Raw genomic sequence first — 17,829 nt, forward strand, 5'->3', positions numbered from 1 at the left:
TTCTCCCTTCATCAAAACTCCACCGAAACCCGACCCCGAACTGTGAACGGCGCACCAGGATAGACATTAGCCCTGCCAGAAGCACTTACAAAGTAATCCACATTAAACAAGTTTTCAAAATTCAACTGCACCTGCCAGTTATCCCGTCGATAGTAAAGCAAAGCGTCTGTTCGACCATAGGATGGCACTTCAAAGGTATTCTCTGAATCTCCTTGCCTGTCTCCAACAACAAAAACTCCAGCCCCTAAACCCAGCCCTTGTAGCCCGCCTTGTTGGATTTCATACACAGCCCACAGACTACCACTATGCCGTGGAATGCCCTCGAATTCATTCCCTTCAAGCCCCGTAGTATCTTCGGTAATTTTGGCATCGGTGTGAGCATAGCTAGCGATTACATTCAACCCTGGTAGAAGTTCGCCACTTAGATCGAATTCAATGCCTCGAACTCTTGATTCCCCAGTTTGGATGCTGAAGTCAGGATCGACTGGATCGGTAATCAAGGCGTTTTGCCGAGTAATTTCATATGCTGCTAGAGTTGCCCTGAATTTACCATCAAGAGATTCTGCTTTCACTCCTACTTCAAATTGGTCGCCAGTGACTGGCACAAATGGATTTCCTTCTCTATCTGTGCCAAACTCTGGCACGAACGAGCTACTCCAACTGCCGTAGAGAGAAACAGACTCGATCGGTTGATAGACAAGACCTACACGGGGGCTAAAGGCACTATCTTCAAACGTTTCTGAGGTATCTGCCAAATTATCCTCAGTTTTATTGGAAAACCCGTCAAAGCGTCCTCCTAGTAGAATTTTGACTCGATCGCCGATGGAAAGTAAGTCTTGAGCATAAACCCCAATAGTGTCGCTGGTAATTAACTCGTCAGTATCCGGCTCAAAGCGATCGAAGTAATCGTCAAAATCAGATGAACTCAAGTATTCTGGCTCAAATAGATCGAGCGAGGGGACATCAGGTGGAAATTTCAGCGAGAGGTCTTCAATATTGCGCTGAAGTTCTAAACCAAGAAGTAGGTCGTGTTGAATAATGCCAGTTTGAAATTTACCCAGCACATCTGTTTGTAAGGTATAAGTTTGGGTATATTCCTTATTGTCTCTAGCACTACGAATTACTGTACGATTATCCTCTGCCAGCTCCAGTGCACCAATTCCACGCTGTTCGAGATCGAAGAAAAATGCTCTGAACCGATTACGCAGCGACCAATTCTCGCTAAATTTGTGGTCGAGCAAATAACCAACGTTAACAGCCGTGTACTCAACATTATTATCTGGCTCTCCTAAAAACCGAGAGTCAGGAACTGCTCCTAAAGGATTAGGAAAAATAGTACCAACGGTAGGTAATCCTTCTACATCTGGAATAGATCGATCTTCATAACTGCCTTCTAACGTTAGCTTAGTTCTTTCTCCTAATTGAAAACTCAGGACTGGAAAAATGGCAAATTCTTGGCTATCAACAAAATCAATAAAAGAACCAGCATCTTCGTAAGCAATGTTCAAGCGATACAAAATTGTTTTGTTATCGTTGAGTGGTCCTGTTAGATCGAGATTGCCTTGGTAATAGTTAAAGTTGCCAATTGTAGCTTCAATTTCATAGTTTGGATTACTCTGTGGTTGTTTCGTAGTCAGGTTAATTGTGCCACCTGGCTCTCCACTACCGTAAAGCACCGATGAAGGTCCTTTGAGAACTTCAATTTGTTCCACATTGCCAAGATTCACATCGTAGTTAGCAAAATTAAGTCTTCTAATGCCGTCACTCAGAATGCTTCTACCGCTATAAAATCCACGAATATTATGGAGTCCATATTGTGAGGTTGAGACTCCACTAACGTTACGCAGAGCATCATCTAAATCATTTGCGCCTTGATCTTCTAGTACCTGCTGGGGTATCACCTGAATCGACTGGGGAATATCTTGCAAAGGCGTATCGGTGCGCGTCCCCACGCTGGCATTGGGTACGGCATAGCCTTCTTGCTCCCCTGTCACCACAATCTCAAGTTCTGGTGCTTCGGTTTGAGCAGTTGCTTGGGAAGATACATTCAACACCAAACCTTGCTTACTAGGGACTACTTCGGCATTGGGTGCTTGTTTGCTTCCTGTGATGGTTACTCGAATGCTACTAGCATTCAAAGGTTTGACTGTTACTTGTGCAATCTCTGCGGTGGGATTAGTTGCGGTGAATTCTTGTCGATCTGGTAAAGTTAAGACTGCATTTGGTAAATCGATAACTAAATTCTTTTCAACTGACGAAATTGATGGCTGCAATTTTTGTTCCAAAGGAGTGACGAGAATGACTTGCAACCCTTCAGTAGTGGGATTGAGCCTTACCCCCGTAACTTGAGTTATCGTACTATTTTCTCCCTCTTGAGCCAAAAGCTCTTTAGCACTAAAAGAAACAGGTGGTAATTCTTCAATCGTTTTTACTTGAGCAAAAACAGGTTCGCTCCATAACGGCATCACAGCAGCTAAACCAATCCAAACAGCGATCGCTTTCCATCCCACCTTCACACTCCTCATCAACACATTAAATAAGCTCACTTTTTTAGCCAGATACCCTACTTACTAATGTTCCACTTACCAACTAATTGAGTAAGTCAAACTAACTCGCCTACCCCTTTCTAAGGCTATATCTTCATCAGGAGCTGTCAGAGATTGAGTTGGGAACGCAGAATACTCTTCATTTAATAAATTCTCCACACTTAAAGACAGCGTTCCCTCACCTAAACTTAAAGTGCTAATCAAATCGAGAGTCGCATAATCATCTACAGAGCCTTGGTCTAACCCCGATTCAAAACCGCGATCGCGATCGCCAGAATAGAGAATTTGTAACCGATTGCGCCAGTTTGGTGTTGTCTGATGTTCCACGTATGCAGTTAGCTTCCAAGGATTTACACTAATCGAATCAGCAGCAATAAATTCGCCATTTTCATCTTCAAATTCTCCCTCAGTCCAATTTCCACCAACACCAAATTTCCATGTCTCTGCTAGTTGCCAATCTACTGCTGCTTCTATACCGTAGCGGCGTTCTGGAGCGCGGATCGTTTCAAATACATCTTCGGCAACTTCTTGAAAAAACGAACCTAATTCGGAAGAAGAATAAAATGCTGCTAGATAAGCTTGTAGATTCTGCCATTGTCCGCGTATACCAATTTCGTAGCTATCAACGATTTGGGGTTGGATGTCTTCCAAAGAGCGATCGACCGAGCTACCATCAGGTAAATTGTTCAGCACAAAAAAACCAGGATTAGAAAAACCTTGGGCAAAGTTAGCAAAAAGACTAATATTATCAGTCGCTTTGAAAGTTGCACCAATGTTAAAAACTGTCGCATCAAAGCTAGGATCGCCACCCCGAATACTATCACCTTCAAAGGTTGTATAATCATCAACGCTCAATTGAGCAAATTCTTGACGAATTCCACCCAGAACCGAAAAATTGTCCGTCACATCCCAGATTATTTGAGCAAACAAACCAAGTTGGCTGAGACTAAAAGAAGCTTCGGCAAATTCGTCGCTGACTTGAATAATATCTCCGCCACTTGCATCATATGCTTCAGTATCTAAAGTGAAGATTGAAGAACGATTATCTTCATGCTTATAATCTGCTCCTACCAACAATTTTGCATTTTGAAATAAGGATGTTTCTACTTGCAAATTACTGTTGAAAACTTCTCCTTCAGTCATGAACCTGTATACGCCGTCAAAAATCTCATCTCCGGTTCCTCGATAGTCAAACGCAATCGTATCTTCTCTAATCTTTAGATAAGAAAACTGAGCTTGTAATCTGTTGTTCCCTAAAAAAGCCCTGTTGTCGTAAGCTACGCTAGCAATAGTATTTTGATTGCCAGGATCTCTAGAATCAACGTAATCTTGATTGACTCTCAATGCCCGAATTTTTTGTCTATCTGGAATCTCTCTAGTAATTGGATCGGTAATGTAATTAATTTCTCGGCGATCGCTGGCATGATTAACAGAGAATTGCAAACGTTGTTCTTCTCCTAAAGCGATTCCCAACTTACCTAAAAGATTCAGACGTTCTGAACCTGCAAAAGTAGAATTTTCTTGACGAATAATATCGCCTTGTGGGTCGTAAAATTGATTGTTAAATTGGGTTGCCAAATTCAAGTTGTAGTCGAAAATACCTTCTGTGCCAGCAATGCCATAACCCAACTCGTAAGCAAAGCTATCTCCTTCTAAATTTCCTAAAGCAGCAGAAACACCTAATCTAGCTGTCGATTCAAATCCTTCGATTGGTTGGCGGGTAATAATATTCACGACTCCGCCACTACCACCAGCACCATAAATTCCTGTCGCACCATTGACCACTTCGATTCGTTCGACAGTGTTAGGATCGATGCTGGTCAATCCTGTGATGTTAGAAACATTAGAACCTAGAGGCACTCCATCCACTAAAATCTGCGGAGTTCGACCTCTTAAATTAGCATTAAATCGATCTGTATAATCAGGTGCGCCGTACCCTGGAACGCTATAGTTAAGAATATCCTGTAAACTGTTATTTCCTGTAGCTTGTGCTTCAATCTCTTCTCGGTCAATTACTGTTACTGTACGTGGTAGATCTTCAACTCGTTCCTCCGTGCGGGTAGCAGTCACGACAACTTCCATTTCTGATGCTTCGGTTTGAGCAGTTGCTTGGGAAGATACATTCAACACCAAACCTTGCTTACTAGGGACTACTTCGGCATTGGGTGCTTGTTTGCTTCCTGTGATGGTTACTCGAATGCTACTAGCATTCAAAGGTTTGACTGTTACTTGTGCAATCTCTGCGGTGGGATTAGTTGCGGTGAATTCTTGTCGATCTGGTAAAGTTAAGACTGCATTTGGTAAATCGATAACTAAATTCTTTTCAACTGACGAAATTGATGGCTGCAATTTTTGTTCCAAAGGAGTGACGAGAATGACTTGCAACCCTTCAGTAGTGGGATTGAGCCTTACCCCCGTAACTTGAGTTATCGTACTATTTTCTCCCTCTTGAGCCAAAAGCTCTTTAGCACTAAAAGAAACAGGTGGTAATTCTTCAATCGTTTTTACTCGAATTATTTTAACTTGAGCAAAAACAGGTTCGCTCCATAACGGCATCACAGCAGCTAAACTAACCCAAAAAGCGATCGCTTTCCATCCCACCTTCACACTCCTCATTGACACACTCCAACCAGGGCTTATAGAGAAATCTTGGCAATTATTTCAAGTGGAGATAGTCTACGTGAATTCCGAAGGTTAGTCTATCCCTGGAGGAGCAATTTCGATCCCTACAGGAGGAGTTTTGCAGCAGTTAGGCGATCGCTACAAAATAATCTGCTTTCCCAGACGGCACTCTGTAGGCGTAATCCCAAACTTGTCTTGAAAGGCTCTGGCAAAATGCCCCAGATGAGAGTAACCGACTTCGTTGGCGATCGCTGCCACGCTTAATTTCCCTTCTTGTAACAATAATCGTGCTTGTTCTAAGCGATACATACGCAAGTAAGCAAAGGGAGTTGTGCCGAAACAGGCGCGAAAACCTCGCTTCAACTTCATATGCTCTAATCCTACCTGCTGGGCTAGATCGACAACAGATGGAGGGTTAGCGCAGTTTTGTCGTAAGATCTCTCTAGCTTGATAAATCCGCTCTACAGTGTTGCCGTTGAGCGGACGCTCTCGAACTGCTGCTCGTTCGAGTCGTAGCGGTTCGATCCCAAGCGCCAATAGCTCCAGCGCTTTCCCTTGCAGATATATCTGCTTTGTCAGTCCTTGATAAGGGCAAGCTTGGATCTGCCGCACAATGGCGTGCATGGCAGGAGCGAGCGGGCGATCGCGCCAACACTGTTGCCAATCGTTCGATGTTATTAGCATTTGTAGTTCTGGTGGTAGCTCGCCGGAACTATTGCTGTACATTCGCTTGAGCAAATCTGGCTCAAAGCCAATAGAGAGAAATATTCCTTCCCGATCGGCAGGAGATTTCCAGACTTCCTTGGGTGCAATGCCACTGCCGAACAAGGTGTAATGGCTATTCTGACGACGGGTGGGAATCCACAGAGTAATTTCTACTTCATGCTGCCGTTCTTCACAGGCAATAGTACAGACGTTGGGGTTTGTCCAAGTACTGATTCCCAGCCAGATCCCCTCACACAAATCGATCTCCCAGAAGTGTCCGTCGCCCAACAATTGGGGAGCTTTGCCCTTCACTTCGTAAAAATCGGCAGCAAGTTCTGTCTCAACAAAATCAGTGGTTTCGTACAGTTCCCAGATATCCGATTGGCTGAGAGTAATAGTCATAGAATTTTCGATCTATGGCAGAAGGCAGAAGGAAAAAGCCTTGCAGACAAAGGTGACACGCTACTTTGGTGTCCTTATCTTTGGGCATTTGGCTGTATCATTAAGAACAATACAGTAATTGCTAATCAATATCAACTAGCTGAGATTATATATTCGGAGCTAGCGGGCAGATTTGTAGACCGACAGGAGTTTCAATAATTGCTACATGCACTCCGAAAACTTCCTCAAGATTTGCCGGAGTTAACACTTGAGTTGGAGTACCAATGGACTGAAGCTTGCCTTGTTTGAGTAAAGCAATGCGCGAGCTGTAACGAGCGGCTAAATTGATATCGTGTAACACGACTGTGAACCGTCAAGAATCACCGTGGCTTCAGCCCGGTGAGTATATCAATGAGAATAGATAGAGAAAGAGTTCCAGCCTTTAAAACGCCAGAACTCTTTCTGTATAAAGGATTTGATTGAATCGGAGCGGCGGGATTCGAACCCACGACCTCCACTACCCCAAAGTGGCGCGCTACCAAGCTGCGCTACGCCCCGTTTCACAGCTTAGATATCATAGCATAAGAAACTGCGATCGCGCTATTTAGAAAACAAACAGCATTTGAGCCGCTCGGATGAGATCGGGAACTGCATCCGCCGCCCAACTCACCTCAACTCGCCTACCTGTATTTAGAATCAGTCGCAAGCTATAAGCGTGGGGATAGCCTTCTACTTCCATCCAGATAAAATTACTTTCGGCTTCACAGGCGATCGCTTCCTCATCCATCAGTTCCTGCTCCATTTGGCTCATAGTATTTGATAGTTGCATAGACAATCGGCAAAAATCTTGTAATTCTGCCTGCGTCAGTTCGATCGCCCAGTCCTCAGCACCTACTAAACCTTTAAATTCCTTTGCCTCTGGATCGAATCCAATCCGCCAACCTGCGCCACTCTTAACTATGCGCATAAAGTTTTACATCGTCATATCACCACCAGCGTAGTTGTAAATAGCCGCGTTCTGGTTGACTAGTTTCTTCTTCCGTGAGCCATTCTACGGGTTTGTAAGTGCCAAATACCCGATCCCACCAATCTACAGCTAAACCAAAATTGTGATGCCACATACCGTATTTGTGATGGACATAATGCACGGGCATTTTCATCCAAAAGCACTTGGTTGGATTTTCGTGCTGTAACTGGTGGGCATAAGCAGAAAAAGCAGCATAAGCTAAACTGCCCAGAAACCAACCCATCCCAGCTTCAAGGGAGACAAAGAACATGGCAAACATGGCGATGCAGCTACCCTGAACGTAATCCCGAAATTCCCATACTACACCTTGTCCTTCATTCCGACGGTGGTGATCGCGATGTCTTTCACCAATGCGAGGCGAAACGTGCATCAAACGATGCAACCAGTATTCGACTAGACTCGCTAGGATAAATGCCAAGACAAAGCAAACTCCTCCGATTGCTAGCTTTGTTAAATCGAGCATCACTCCTCCTGAATTGGTCATTGGTCATTCGTCATTTGTCATTCATGGTGGCAGCTAGTAGCTTGACTCCTTTCTAGTCACCAGCCACGAGTCACTAGTCACTAATAACTGATAACTTTTTACGTCATCTTACCCATAGATCTAAACCACCAGAGACGTTGATATTAAATGTAAAACTAATTTTGAGGGAATTGTAGGCAAACCCAGAGGGTAAAGGTGCGAAGGGTGCGGCGCGTCTAATGGCACTAAGGGCGGCGGTATCTGTAGTGTTGGAGCCAGAAGGACGGACGATCCGTAGGTTGGTGACTTGACCCGATCGCGTGACTGTGAAAAACACGACAGTTGAACGAGAATTCTGCGTCATCCCTGGTATCCACTGCTGCCTGACTTGTCGCTGAAGTTGCTGCAAGTAAGAACCCATATCGACATCCTGACGAGCATCAATTCCTGGCGCAGCGCGATTAGAACGGTTGGGATTAGCTGCTAGATCGCGGCTGGAAAGCGTCAGCGGACCACCTAACTTGCTCGCTGCTGAAGATCGCGGCTGAGTTCTGGCTGTAGTTCTAGCAGGCGATCGCTCGGTTGCGGTACTAGGACGATTTGCTGGTTTTTGCTCTAGGTTGGGAGTCTTCGGAACTGGTTTGGAGCGATTGGGAGCAGTGACAATCGGAGGTTGGGCTTGAGGAGGCTGGATTTGGGGTTTTGGTGGCTCTGGACTCTCCCTGCGGTTGCTAGATGGCTGCTGGCGGCGGGGTTGAGCGGGTGACGGAGTAGTACGGGAACTAGTTCTAGGCGCAGTTGGGTTATTCGGTCGAGTTGCTAGAGGTCGTCTGCGATTGGCTTTACCACCAGCGACGGAATCGTTTGCTGCCCGACGTTTGGTTTCTGGGGGCGGTTTTTTTGGTTGGGGAGGAACTTCAACAAATTCAAGTGGAATTGGTTCGGCGCGAGATTGCTGTTTTGGTTTTGGTAGAATGCGAATCCAATAATCGAAGCTGAGGAAAAAAATAACGTGTACGAGAAGTGAGATAACGATACCGAACCAAAGAGCATCAGTATTGTTTCTCCTTCTGCCGTCACGCCAGATTTCTTGTTCCGATTGCTGGAATTCTTTTTGCAACACCATGCCGCGATCGCCTCATAACAGCCGTGCCGACAGTTCGTATACCAGTGTATGTCGATCGGGGCAAAAATGGGCAAGGGGCGGTCGCACTTCTGAATAGTTGCCTTGCTTGCCTTACTTCCTTTCTGGATGAGAAGCAGTTTCTTCTGAAGGTTGTCCCATCTGATTGATCCTAGCAATCATCTGATACAAACGCCCCAAGTCTCTTTGATTAAAATAAAGCACGATCCGGGGCAAGTCTATAGTTTCATCCTGAGTTTCTTGAGGTAAAGCCGCGCTTTTTTCAATCTTGCCTTTCACCAAAATATCGCTGAAATTGTCATTCAATTCTTCAACTTCAGCATCAGATAATTCTGCATCAAGCCGAATTACCAATAAATCGCGTACGTAGCGGCTAGAGTGATAAACCCGATAAAATTGCGTGATCGCGTTACAAGCAACATCTAAGTTATCTGTAATCGTATAAAGACTGGGATCTTCAGGACTAACCAAACCTTTTTGAATCAAATGCTCTTGAATATATTCGCTCCAAGCTTCCCAATAGTCTCCCCCTGGGTGGTCGATGAGTACCATCGGCACGGGACCGAACTTTCCAGTTTGACTCAAAGTCATGCATTCAAATGCTTCGTCCTGCGTGCCAAACCCGCCAGGAAACAGCGCCACTGCATCGCTTTCCCTGAGTAAAAACAGCTTGCGGGTAAAGAAATATTTGAAGTGGATTAATTTCGCGTCACCAACAATGTAAGGATTTGCTTCTTGCTCGAATGGTAGTTGAATATTCAACCCAAAAGAATTTTCCCTTCCCGCACCCTCATTTCCCGCCTGCATGATTCCGCCACCACCACCAGTCATCACCATAAACCCTAACTGAGTGACACAACGGGCGAAGTCTACTGCCATTTTATACGCCGGGCTATCTACTGGAGTACGTGCCGAACCAAAAATTGTTACCTTCCGAACGTGACGATAGGTATGAAATAATTCTAACCCTCGCTCCATATCAGCCAGAGAAGCCGCTAAGATTTTCCAGTCGAGACGGTCGATCTCGCTGTGTGCTAACCGAATAATAGTGGCGATCGCCTGCTGGATCAATTGCCGATGTTGCAAATCTGGCAAATGCTCTAACAGGGTAGCTAAGTCCGATTTAAGCGTGTCTATGGTGTCTAATGAACGGGATGAAGTCATGAGTGCTGCTGCACGGGTCGGCACTCTATTTTAGCGAGATTTGGGACATCTGTTGAGAGGAAATTACAGAGACGCAAAATTTCACGTCTTACAATCAGCAGAATTGCTCCCCTGATGAATGTATAGACCAAAAAGCGCCATATAGCCAAAACCTCAGGCGCTTGCAAGTCTTTTTCGTGCTAACCCAGCTCTACAAATACTTTTCTAAAGTATTCGACAGTGTTGTTTTTGGTACTGCACCTACTACCATGTCAACTTTTTGACCCCCTTTGAAAATCATCAGAGTGGGGATACTGCGGATACCGTACTGACTGGCAATATTGGGGTTTTCGTCGGTGTTGAGCTTCACTACCTTGACTTGCCCGTCGTACTGCTGTGCAATTTCATCGACAACAGGGGCGACCATGCGGCAAGGACCGCACCAAGGAGCCCAAAAATCCACTAACACTGGGATTTCACTATCTAGTACTTCTTGCTTAAAAGAAGAATCTGTAACTTGCGCGGCTGCTGACATGCCTGAAAATCCTTGGCTATATTGTTGCTTACTTTGCTGAAAATTTTATCACAGTAAAACCAAGCATTTTTACCTCCTGAGTATCTGTAATTAGATAGATCCTCTGTGGCGATCGCTGTGCGATTGTAGTTGATGTGAAAAGTAAGGATTACTCTACGTGAATTCCCAGACATAAGGAACCGCCCGAACAGTAGTCCGGGCGGAGTGTGGTGTGAGGAGTGAACGGAAACATGCGTCTCCGCTTCCTCTATTGTAGGCGACTGTTTTATTTTTTCCAGTACTCTTTGCAAGATTATGGAAATTTTTAAGTCGGCTGTTTTTGTTTGAGTAAACTTACTTATGCGTGAAGTCAGAAGTCTCCAAGTCAATACTCAAAACGATTGTCACCTACTTACCCATACCGAGTTGCTGCGCCTTTTGATAGACTTTGCCTTCTGTGAGCAATGAAGGAGCTATTACGACTTCGACTTGTTGCATCTCGCGAATGTCTTTTGCCCCCAAAGTTCCCATGCTCGTTTTTAAAGCGCCCAAGAAATTGTGCGTCCCGTCATCGAGTTGAGCGGGTCCGCGTAAAATTTGTTCGCAAGTGCCAGTTGTCCCGACACGAATTCGAGTTCCACGGGGTAGCACGGGGCTAGGGGTTGCCATGCCCCAGTGAAAGCCTTTACCTGGTGCTTCAGCGGCTCTAGCAAAGGGAGAACCGATCATCACGCCATCTGCACCGCAGGCGATACACTTACAGATATCTCCACCTGTAATCAAGCCACCATCGGCAATTACTGGTACGTAATTTCCGGTTTCCTGATAGTAATCTTCTCGCGCTGCGGCACAATCTGCGATCGCCGTGGCTTGAGGTACACCCACACCTAAAACACCGCGAGAAGTACAAGCCGCCCCAGGACCAATCCCAACTAAAACTGCTGCTGCTCCTGCCTTCATTAAACTTAAAGTCACTTCGTAAGTGACGCAGTTGCCCAACACGACGGGCATAGGCATTTCTTGACAAAATTTCGCCAAGTCAAGGTTGGTAAACTCAGATGGGGCTATGTGAGCTGTGGAAACAACAGTAGCTTGAATAAAAAATAAATCTGCTCCAGCCTTTGCAACAACGCTACCGTATTTACTCGCACCAGCAGGAGTCGCGCTAACAGCAGCAATACCACCTTGCTGTTTAATTTCCCTAATTCGTTGCTCGATTAATTCGGGTTTGACTGGTTCGGCATACAATTCTTGCATCAGCGGCACGAATTCATGAGTTCCTACTGAAGCAATCCGTTGTAAAATTGGCTCTGGGTCGGCGTAGCGAGTTTGAATACCTTCTAAGTTGAGTACGCCCAAAGCTCCTAACTGGGAAAGCAGTACAGCCATCTGTACATCGACAACTCCATCCATCGCACTGGCAATAATGGGAATTTCTCGCTCGATCGCGCCAATCTGCCAGCTGGTATCCGCTAAACTGGGGTCTATAGTGCGTTGCCCCGGAGCCAGTGCAATTTCATCAATGCCGTATGCGCGGCGTGCGGTTTTGCCACGTCCAATTTGAATATTCACGTTTCTTTACCCGTTCCCAAACTATTTCGCTAGAGTACCAAATTCGCGAGGGGTTTGGTTAGAGGTTGGGGAATTTTGTTAGTGAGGAGTGCGTGGCTAGTGGCTAGTGACTAGTGGATAGTGGCTGGTGGCTAGTAATTGCGACTTGCGACTTGATGAATGCTCCCTCAGCAACCAGGTACTCTCTCCCTGCTCAGTAAAAGAGGGATAGTACTACAAATAGGTAGGGAAATTCAGGCTTTAGTACGATTGAGACTGACTGAGAGCGTACTACAATGGAATTAAAGTCAAAATGTATTGTTTGCTCAAATGTATTCAACACTAAGCTAAAGCGAAAAAATTCGCGATCGCACGCACAGAACCCGGTCAAAAAAGCTATAGCTTTCAGCTTTTGCTTGAATTTAACGTAGATTTGATATCTAAAAGCCTTTTATTTTAATTTCTGCGATCTAAAAGTTTTAAATCAAAGACAGAATAATTACTTGAGATAAATTCTGTCCTCTAATCCCTGCTCCCTGCTCCCTTTTAATAAAATTGAAACACCAAGCTTTGATTCAATCAGAAACGTTAGAACTATTAGAATGGTCGCGCTTGTGTCAGCACTTGGCAACTTTTACGGCGACTAAACTAGGAGCGATCGCCGCTCGGAATTTGGTCGTTCCCGACACGCAGGCAAAAAGTCAGGAATTGTTAAACCAAACCAAAGAAGTCTACGAGTTAGATAGTCGTCTGAGTGCTGGGTTGTCGTTTGCCGGAATTCAAGATATTGGCGAATCTTTAGAAAGAGCAGAATTACAAGGTATATTAACCGCAGAGCAGTTACTCGCGATCGCCACAACTCTCACCGGAACGAGACAGTTACGACGCAGCATCGACCAGCAGCAAGATTTACCAGTTTTACAGGAATTAGTCTCTACTGTCAAAACCGATCCTGAGTTAGAACAGGATATTTTGTACTGTATTGACGAACAGGGTAAGGTAGCAGACCGCGCTAGCCCTAAATTAGCAGAGATTCGCGATCGCGTGCGGCAATTGCGCCAACGAATTACCCAAACCCTACAAGGAATCTTGCAGCGCCAAGCCAACGCCGTACAGGAACAACTTATCACCCAAAGAGGCGATCGCTTCGTTATTCCCGTCAAAGCACCGCAAAAAGACGCAATTCCCGGTATCGTCCACGATGCATCCATGAGCGGAGCAACTTTGTATGTAGAGCCTAACGCGATCGTGGCTTTAGGCAATCAACTGCGACAATACATTGCCAGAGAGCAAGCAGAAGAAGAGGCGATTCGCAGACGGCTGACTGAGCAAGTTGCAGCCGTCAAGCCAGATTTAGAAAATTTGCTAGCGGTTGTAACGATAATAGACCTTGCCAGCGCTCGCGCTCGTTATAGCTACTGGTTGCAAGCCAATCCACCCCGCTTTTGCGATCGCTCCCAAGGGGAAAATACAACATTACGTCAATTGCGCCATCCCCTGCTCGTATGGCAAAACCAGCACGAACAAGGGCAGCCAGTCATTCCTGTAGATATTATCGTTCAGCCCCACATTCGCGTCATTACGATCACCGGACCCAACACTGGAGGGAAAACGGTAACGCTGAAAACTCTTGGTTTAGCAGCTTTGATGGCAAAAGTCGGGTTATTTATTCCTGCCAAAGAACCTGTAGAAATTCCTTGGTTTGACATGGTATTGGCAGATATCGGCGACGAACAGTCATTACAGCAGAGTTTGTCTACTTTTTCCGGTCATATTCGGCGAATTAGCCGGATATTAGAGGCGATTGGTGAAGTAGGGAGCAGGGACGAGCTGGGAGCAGGGAGTAGGGGAGAAGGGGACAAGGGAGAGGGGGGAGACAAGGGAGACAAGGAAGACAAGGAAGATAAGGAAGACAAGGAAGACAAGGGAGAGGGGGGAGACAAGGAAGACAAGGGAGACAAGGAAGACAAGGGAGAAATTCTAGCCACTAGTCACCAGCCACCAGCCACTAGCTACTCACTTGTTCTACTCGACGAAGTCGGTGCGGGAACCGATCCAGTCGAGGGTAGTGCTTTGGCGATCGCCCTTTTGCGTCACCTTGCCGACAATGCCGAGCTGAGTATGGCGACAACTCACTTTGGCGAATTGAAAGCGTTGAAATATCAAGACGAGCGGTTTGAAAATGCCTCGGTGGAATTTAATGAGGAAACTTTATCGCCTACTTATCGCTTGTTGTGGGGGATTCCAGGTCGCTCTAATGCTTTAGCGATCGCTGCTCGTTTGGGATTAAAACCAGAGGTGATCGAGCAAGCAAAACATCAGGTAGGAGAAGCAACGGAAGACGTGAACCAGGTCATTGCCGGACTTGAAGCCCAACGGCGACAACAAGAAACGAAAGCCGCCCAAGCCCAACAGTTATTACAACAAACAGAGCGATTGTATCGTCAACTCTCGGAACGGACTGCTCAGCTAGACGCGCGAGAACGAGAATTACGTGCCTCTCAAGAACAAGCAATTCAACAGGCGATCGCCCAAGCTAAAGCGGAAATTGCTCAGGTGATTCGCAAGTTGCAGCAAGGAACTCCTACAGCTCAAGCCGCACAGCAAGCAACGGTGGCGATCGATCGGTTTGCCCAACAGCATACTCCTCCTGCATCCAAGCCCAAAGCCGAATTTCGCCCCCAAGCAGGCGATCGCATTCGCATTCCCCGTTTAGGGCAAACCGCAGAAGTTTTGAACGAACCCAACGATGACGGCGAATTAATCGTCCGCTTCGGACTGATGAAAATGACCGTCAAGTTAGAAGACATTGAATCGCTGGATGGGAAAAAAGCAACACCTCAAGAGAGGAGACAAGGGAGACAAGGAGGACAAGGGGGACAAGGAAGCAGAGGAGCAGAGGGGCAGGGGAGCAGAGGAGCAACAACCAACAACCAACAACCAACAACCAACAACCAACAACCAACAATCAGAACATCCCAAAACACGATCGATCTACGAGGTAGTCGGGTGGCTGATGCGGAGATCGTGCTAGATAAGGCGATCTCCGAAGCGTCTGGAACAATATGGATTATCCACGGTCACGGTACGGGGAAACTCAGACAAGGAGTTCACAATTTTTTGCAACAGCATCCTATGGTAAGTCGCTTCGAGGCTGCGGCTCCTGAAGATGGTGGCTCTGGGGTGACAGTAGCTTTTTTGCGGTAGCGTCAACGTGTAGGATGTGGTAAAAATTGACTGAGCAAAATTTCAGAACCTGAGCTGCTTGAGCGGCAAATTCGTTGCTAGCTGGAGAAAACAAGCCAAAACCAAAGAAACACGGTTTCAAATTGGGTAACAGCTCAGTGTATCTTAGTCGTACCACCTATGCTGAAGACTATGCACTCTAGCGCCCAATCTCCCAATCAAAGTACTAAGTGGAACGATCTCACTCGCGCCGAGCCTGCACCCGTGCAGCTCAACAATATCAAAGCTCAACTCGATCTGATATTGTTGGCGCTAGAAGCTTTAGTAGGTATTGGTTCTGAGGCAATGTTATCGGCAGCAGAAGAATTAAATTTGGCAACAAAAATCCCCGATCGAGTGGCGTTATGGCGCTTGAGGCAATCAAATCCTTTACGTAAAGGTGATGGGGGTAGGAAAAAATTAGATATAGAAGAAGCGCGATCGCTAGTTTTAATTATTTGTCATCTAGCCAAACAATATCAGACTCAAATTCGCCGCGCCGTCATGTTATTAGAGCAGGCGATCGCCAATCGAGAAGTTCCTCATAAAATCGGCGTGTTGGGCGACTACATCGATAGTTTCAGCAATCTCTATCAAGAGCGCATGGAAGATGCCGAACATTTATCAACCAATTGGCTAAGTCAATTAGGCTTCAAGCTCTTAGTCGATCTGTTATTTTATAGCGGTGCTGTCGGTCATCGGCACTTATGGCTTACCTTGCTCGATCGTTCGCAATTGTAACTAGGGAGTCGGGAAAGCGACTAGTGGCTGGTGGCTAGTGGCTAGAGAATTTTAGATTTTAGATTGTTTTTTTCTCCCCTGCTCCCTGCCCCTCTGCTCCCTGCTCTCTGCTCCCTGCTCTCTGCTCCCTACTCCCTCATTTTCGCTTATGTCTCTGTCAGAACCAATTATTAAAAAGTATACGCAAGCTTCTTGTACGTTACAGGTTACCGAGCGCACGTCAGGCTCGGATCGGGGTGCTAACTCGATGACTGCGCCAATTCAGTTCGAGGTGCGCTTTCATGACTCCCAACTGCCAGAAGCGGAGCAAATTCGGATTCAGGGCGATCGCCATTCTTTAGTAGAATTGCATGAAGTTGTCAAAAACTACGTGCAGAGAGTTCTCGCTTCGTCGCCAGAACGATTTAATGCTTTGTTGGTAGAAGACGCTGCCAATACGCCCACCCTACCAGCAGAATTAGGTTCACCTAGCCCGCCTGCACCAGCTCAACCGGGAGGAATATACATTCAACCTGGTGAAGGATTATCCCATAATTTATTTTTAGGAGCTTTAGCAACTCCTAGTACGGGGCAATTCATTCCTTTGAGCATGACGCAACTATTCGATCTGGCAAACGCTTTAGATGAATATGCTGCTGACGTTTTAGCTGTCCCAGTCAACTTTAATAGCCCGACTCGTTTTGCTGCTACTCCTTCTACAGCTTGGGCAGGGATAGCAGCTGTATTGCTGGTAGGAGTAGGTTTAACCGCAGGACTCGCACATCTGCTCAACCGCTCTGACGAGCCACAAACAGCTAGTCGTCCACCACAACAGCCTTCTCCCTCGCCCACCCTATCTCCAGAGGCTGTACCGTCTGTGCCACCCACAAGCGAGCTCCCATCGCCGACGACAAGCCCAACTTTAGGAAATTTACCAAATACGCCAACTGTGGGGAGTTCGCCAATTCCCTCACCTCTGTCAGACACTCCCCTGCCTACCGCGCCAACCACGCCACCCTTTACAACCACTGCCCCACCTGCACCGCCTAACGCTGGAGTTAGCCCTCTACCTGGCATTGCTCAAGCACCATCTGGTTCTACTCAAACACCCAAGTCATCGGCTAATCAACCAGCTAATCAGCCTGCCGTGCAACCAGGTAGCATTGCTACCTTACCAGGAATTACTACCAACAATAACCTTCCCAGTCCTCCCAGCCCCGAGCGCTCAGCTCAGACTCCACCAACAATCGACGTTCCTGCCGCACCACCCAGCAATCCAGCTCCGCCGCCATCAGTAGAAGGCTTGACACCCAGAGAAAGGATTAGAGCGGCTTTAGAAGGTAAGCCAGTTGAAGAGTCGCCAGCTAAACCGTCACGACAAGCACCCCAAGCGGCAGCTTTTGCCCCTACGCCGCAAGTTAATGAAGTCAGAGAATACTTCCAACAGCGTTGGCAGCCCCCCTCTGGACTCAGCGAACCGTTAGAATACAGTATTGTCCTAGATGTAGACGGCTCGGTGCAGCGGATCGAACCTTTAGGCAAAGCAGCTAGAAACTACATCGAGAGTTCTGGTTTACCTTTAATCGGCGAACCCTTTGTCTCCGCTAACCCCCAAGGCGAAACACCTAGAGTTAGAGTCATACTCGGCGCTGACGGGAAAGTTCAGTCTTTTCTGGAGCAAAACTAAATCAGTAGTTAGTTATCAGTTATTTAGTGTAGGGACGTTACATGTAACGTCTCTACTGAGATAAAAATAAGGAGACTGGATTGTACAGTCTCCTCAATCAG

11 protein-coding genes, 1 tRNA gene and 2 pseudogenes are annotated in these 17,829 nt (G+C 46.4%); 3 read left to right on the plus strand and 11 right to left on the minus strand.

Annotated features, from left to right (window positions below; translation table 11 throughout):
- Positions 1 to 11 precede the first annotated feature (11 nt).
- From C7Y66_RS11610 to C7Y66_RS11660, 11 genes and pseudogenes are all read right to left on the minus strand, one after another.
- On the minus strand, positions 12 to 2,546 hold the full coding sequence (locus tag C7Y66_RS11610) for a TonB-dependent siderophore receptor (protein WP_146149778.1): 2,535 nt from the start codon (positions 2,544 to 2,546) through the stop codon (positions 12 to 14).
- Positions 2,547 to 2,582: 36 nt separating this feature from the next.
- Positions 2,583 to 5,162 carry a TonB-dependent receptor domain-containing protein gene (locus C7Y66_RS11615; protein WP_106545699.1) on the minus strand — a complete coding sequence of 860 codons (2,580 nt, stop codon included), beginning with the start codon at positions 5,160 to 5,162 and terminating at the stop codon, positions 2,583 to 2,585.
- 144 nt (positions 5,163 to 5,306) lie between these two features.
- On the minus strand, positions 5,307 to 6,275 hold the full coding sequence (locus C7Y66_RS11620) for an AraC family transcriptional regulator (RefSeq protein ID WP_106545700.1): 969 nt from the start codon (positions 6,273 to 6,275) through the stop codon (positions 5,307 to 5,309).
- A 145-nt stretch (positions 6,276 to 6,420) separates the two neighbouring features.
- Positions 6,421 to 6,615: pseudogene (locus C7Y66_RS11625) on the minus strand (ABC transporter ATP-binding protein); the annotation flags it as partial.
- 123 nt (positions 6,616 to 6,738) lie between these two features.
- Positions 6,739 to 6,812: transfer RNA gene (locus tag C7Y66_RS11630), tRNA-Pro, on the minus strand.
- A gap of 46 nt (positions 6,813 to 6,858) precedes the next feature.
- Positions 6,859 to 7,221 (minus strand): DUF1818 family protein, encoded by a 363-nt coding sequence (locus C7Y66_RS11635; protein WP_106545701.1) that lies wholly within the window; start codon positions 7,219 to 7,221, stop codon positions 6,859 to 6,861.
- Between the two features lie 19 nt (positions 7,222 to 7,240).
- Positions 7,241 to 7,765, minus strand: a complete 525-nt coding sequence (locus C7Y66_RS11640) for a sterol desaturase family protein (protein ID WP_199197382.1) — start codon at positions 7,763 to 7,765, stop codon at positions 7,241 to 7,243.
- Between the two features lie 103 nt (positions 7,766 to 7,868).
- The gene (locus tag C7Y66_RS11645; protein WP_106545702.1) at positions 7,869 to 8,870 is read right to left on the minus strand and encodes an energy transducer TonB; all 1,002 of its coding nucleotides are present in this window, start codon (positions 8,868 to 8,870) and stop codon (positions 7,869 to 7,871) included.
- Positions 8,871 to 8,981: 111 nt separating this feature from the next.
- Positions 8,982 to 10,052 carry an LOG family protein gene (locus C7Y66_RS11650; protein ID WP_106545717.1) on the minus strand — a complete coding sequence of 357 codons (1,071 nt, stop codon included), beginning with the start codon at positions 10,050 to 10,052 and terminating at the stop codon, positions 8,982 to 8,984.
- A 190-nt stretch (positions 10,053 to 10,242) separates the two neighbouring features.
- A pseudogene (gene trxA, locus C7Y66_RS11655) lies at positions 10,243 to 10,575 on the minus strand (thioredoxin); the annotation flags it as partial.
- Between the two features lie 378 nt (positions 10,576 to 10,953).
- Positions 10,954 to 12,117 (minus strand): GuaB3 family IMP dehydrogenase-related protein, encoded by a 1,164-nt coding sequence (locus C7Y66_RS11660; RefSeq protein ID WP_015154476.1) that lies wholly within the window; start codon positions 12,115 to 12,117, stop codon positions 10,954 to 10,956.
- A 549-nt stretch (positions 12,118 to 12,666) separates the two neighbouring features.
- On the opposite strand from C7Y66_RS11660, the gene C7Y66_RS11665 reads away from it, so the two are divergent.
- The 3 genes from C7Y66_RS11665 (at position 12,667) to C7Y66_RS11675 (ending at position 17,728) form a co-directional block, all read left to right on the plus strand.
- Entirely contained in the window at positions 12,667 to 15,303 is a 2,637-nt protein-coding gene (locus C7Y66_RS11665; protein WP_106545718.1) for an endonuclease MutS2, read from the plus strand.
- A gap of 159 nt (positions 15,304 to 15,462) precedes the next feature.
- A complete protein-coding gene (locus tag C7Y66_RS11670) occupies positions 15,463 to 16,062 on the plus strand; it encodes a DUF3038 domain-containing protein (protein ID WP_015154474.1) in 600 nt (199 codons plus the stop codon).
- A gap of 148 nt (positions 16,063 to 16,210) precedes the next feature.
- Positions 16,211 to 17,728 (plus strand): DUF4335 domain-containing protein, encoded by a 1,518-nt coding sequence (locus C7Y66_RS11675; protein WP_106545703.1) that lies wholly within the window; start codon positions 16,211 to 16,213, stop codon positions 17,726 to 17,728.
- The last annotated feature ends 101 nt before the right edge of the window (positions 17,729 to 17,829 follow it).

Origin of the sequence: Chroococcidiopsis sp. CCALA 051 (assembly GCF_003015105.1) — a bacterium.
GTDB lineage: Bacteria > Cyanobacteriota > Cyanobacteriia > Cyanobacteriales > Chroococcidiopsidaceae > Chroococcidiopsis > Chroococcidiopsis thermalis.

Coding starts and splice junctions, on each gene's coding strand:
- C7Y66_RS11615 (WP_106545699.1), bottom strand. CDS start 5,162: ATGAGGAGTGTGAAGGTGGGATGGAAAGCGATCGCTTTTTGGGTTAGT.
- C7Y66_RS11620 (WP_106545700.1), bottom strand. CDS start 6,275: ATGACTATTACTCTCAGCCAATCGGATATCTGGGAACTGTACGAAACC.
- C7Y66_RS11635 (WP_106545701.1), bottom strand. CDS start 7,221: ATGCGCATAGTTAAGAGTGGCGCAGGTTGGCGGATTGGATTCGATCCA.
- C7Y66_RS11640 (WP_199197382.1), bottom strand. CDS start 7,765: ATGACCAATTCAGGAGGAGTGATGCTCGATTTAACAAAGCTAGCAATC.
- C7Y66_RS11645 (WP_106545702.1), bottom strand. CDS start 8,870: ATGGTGTTGCAAAAAGAATTCCAGCAATCGGAACAAGAAATCTGGCGT.
- C7Y66_RS11650 (WP_106545717.1), bottom strand. CDS start 10,052: ATGACTTCATCCCGTTCATTAGACACCATAGACACGCTTAAATCGGAC.
- C7Y66_RS11670 (WP_015154474.1), top strand. CDS start 15,463: ATGCTGAAGACTATGCACTCTAGCGCCCAATCTCCCAATCAAAGTACT.
- C7Y66_RS11675 (WP_106545703.1), top strand. CDS start 16,211: ATGTCTCTGTCAGAACCAATTATTAAAAAGTATACGCAAGCTTCTTGT.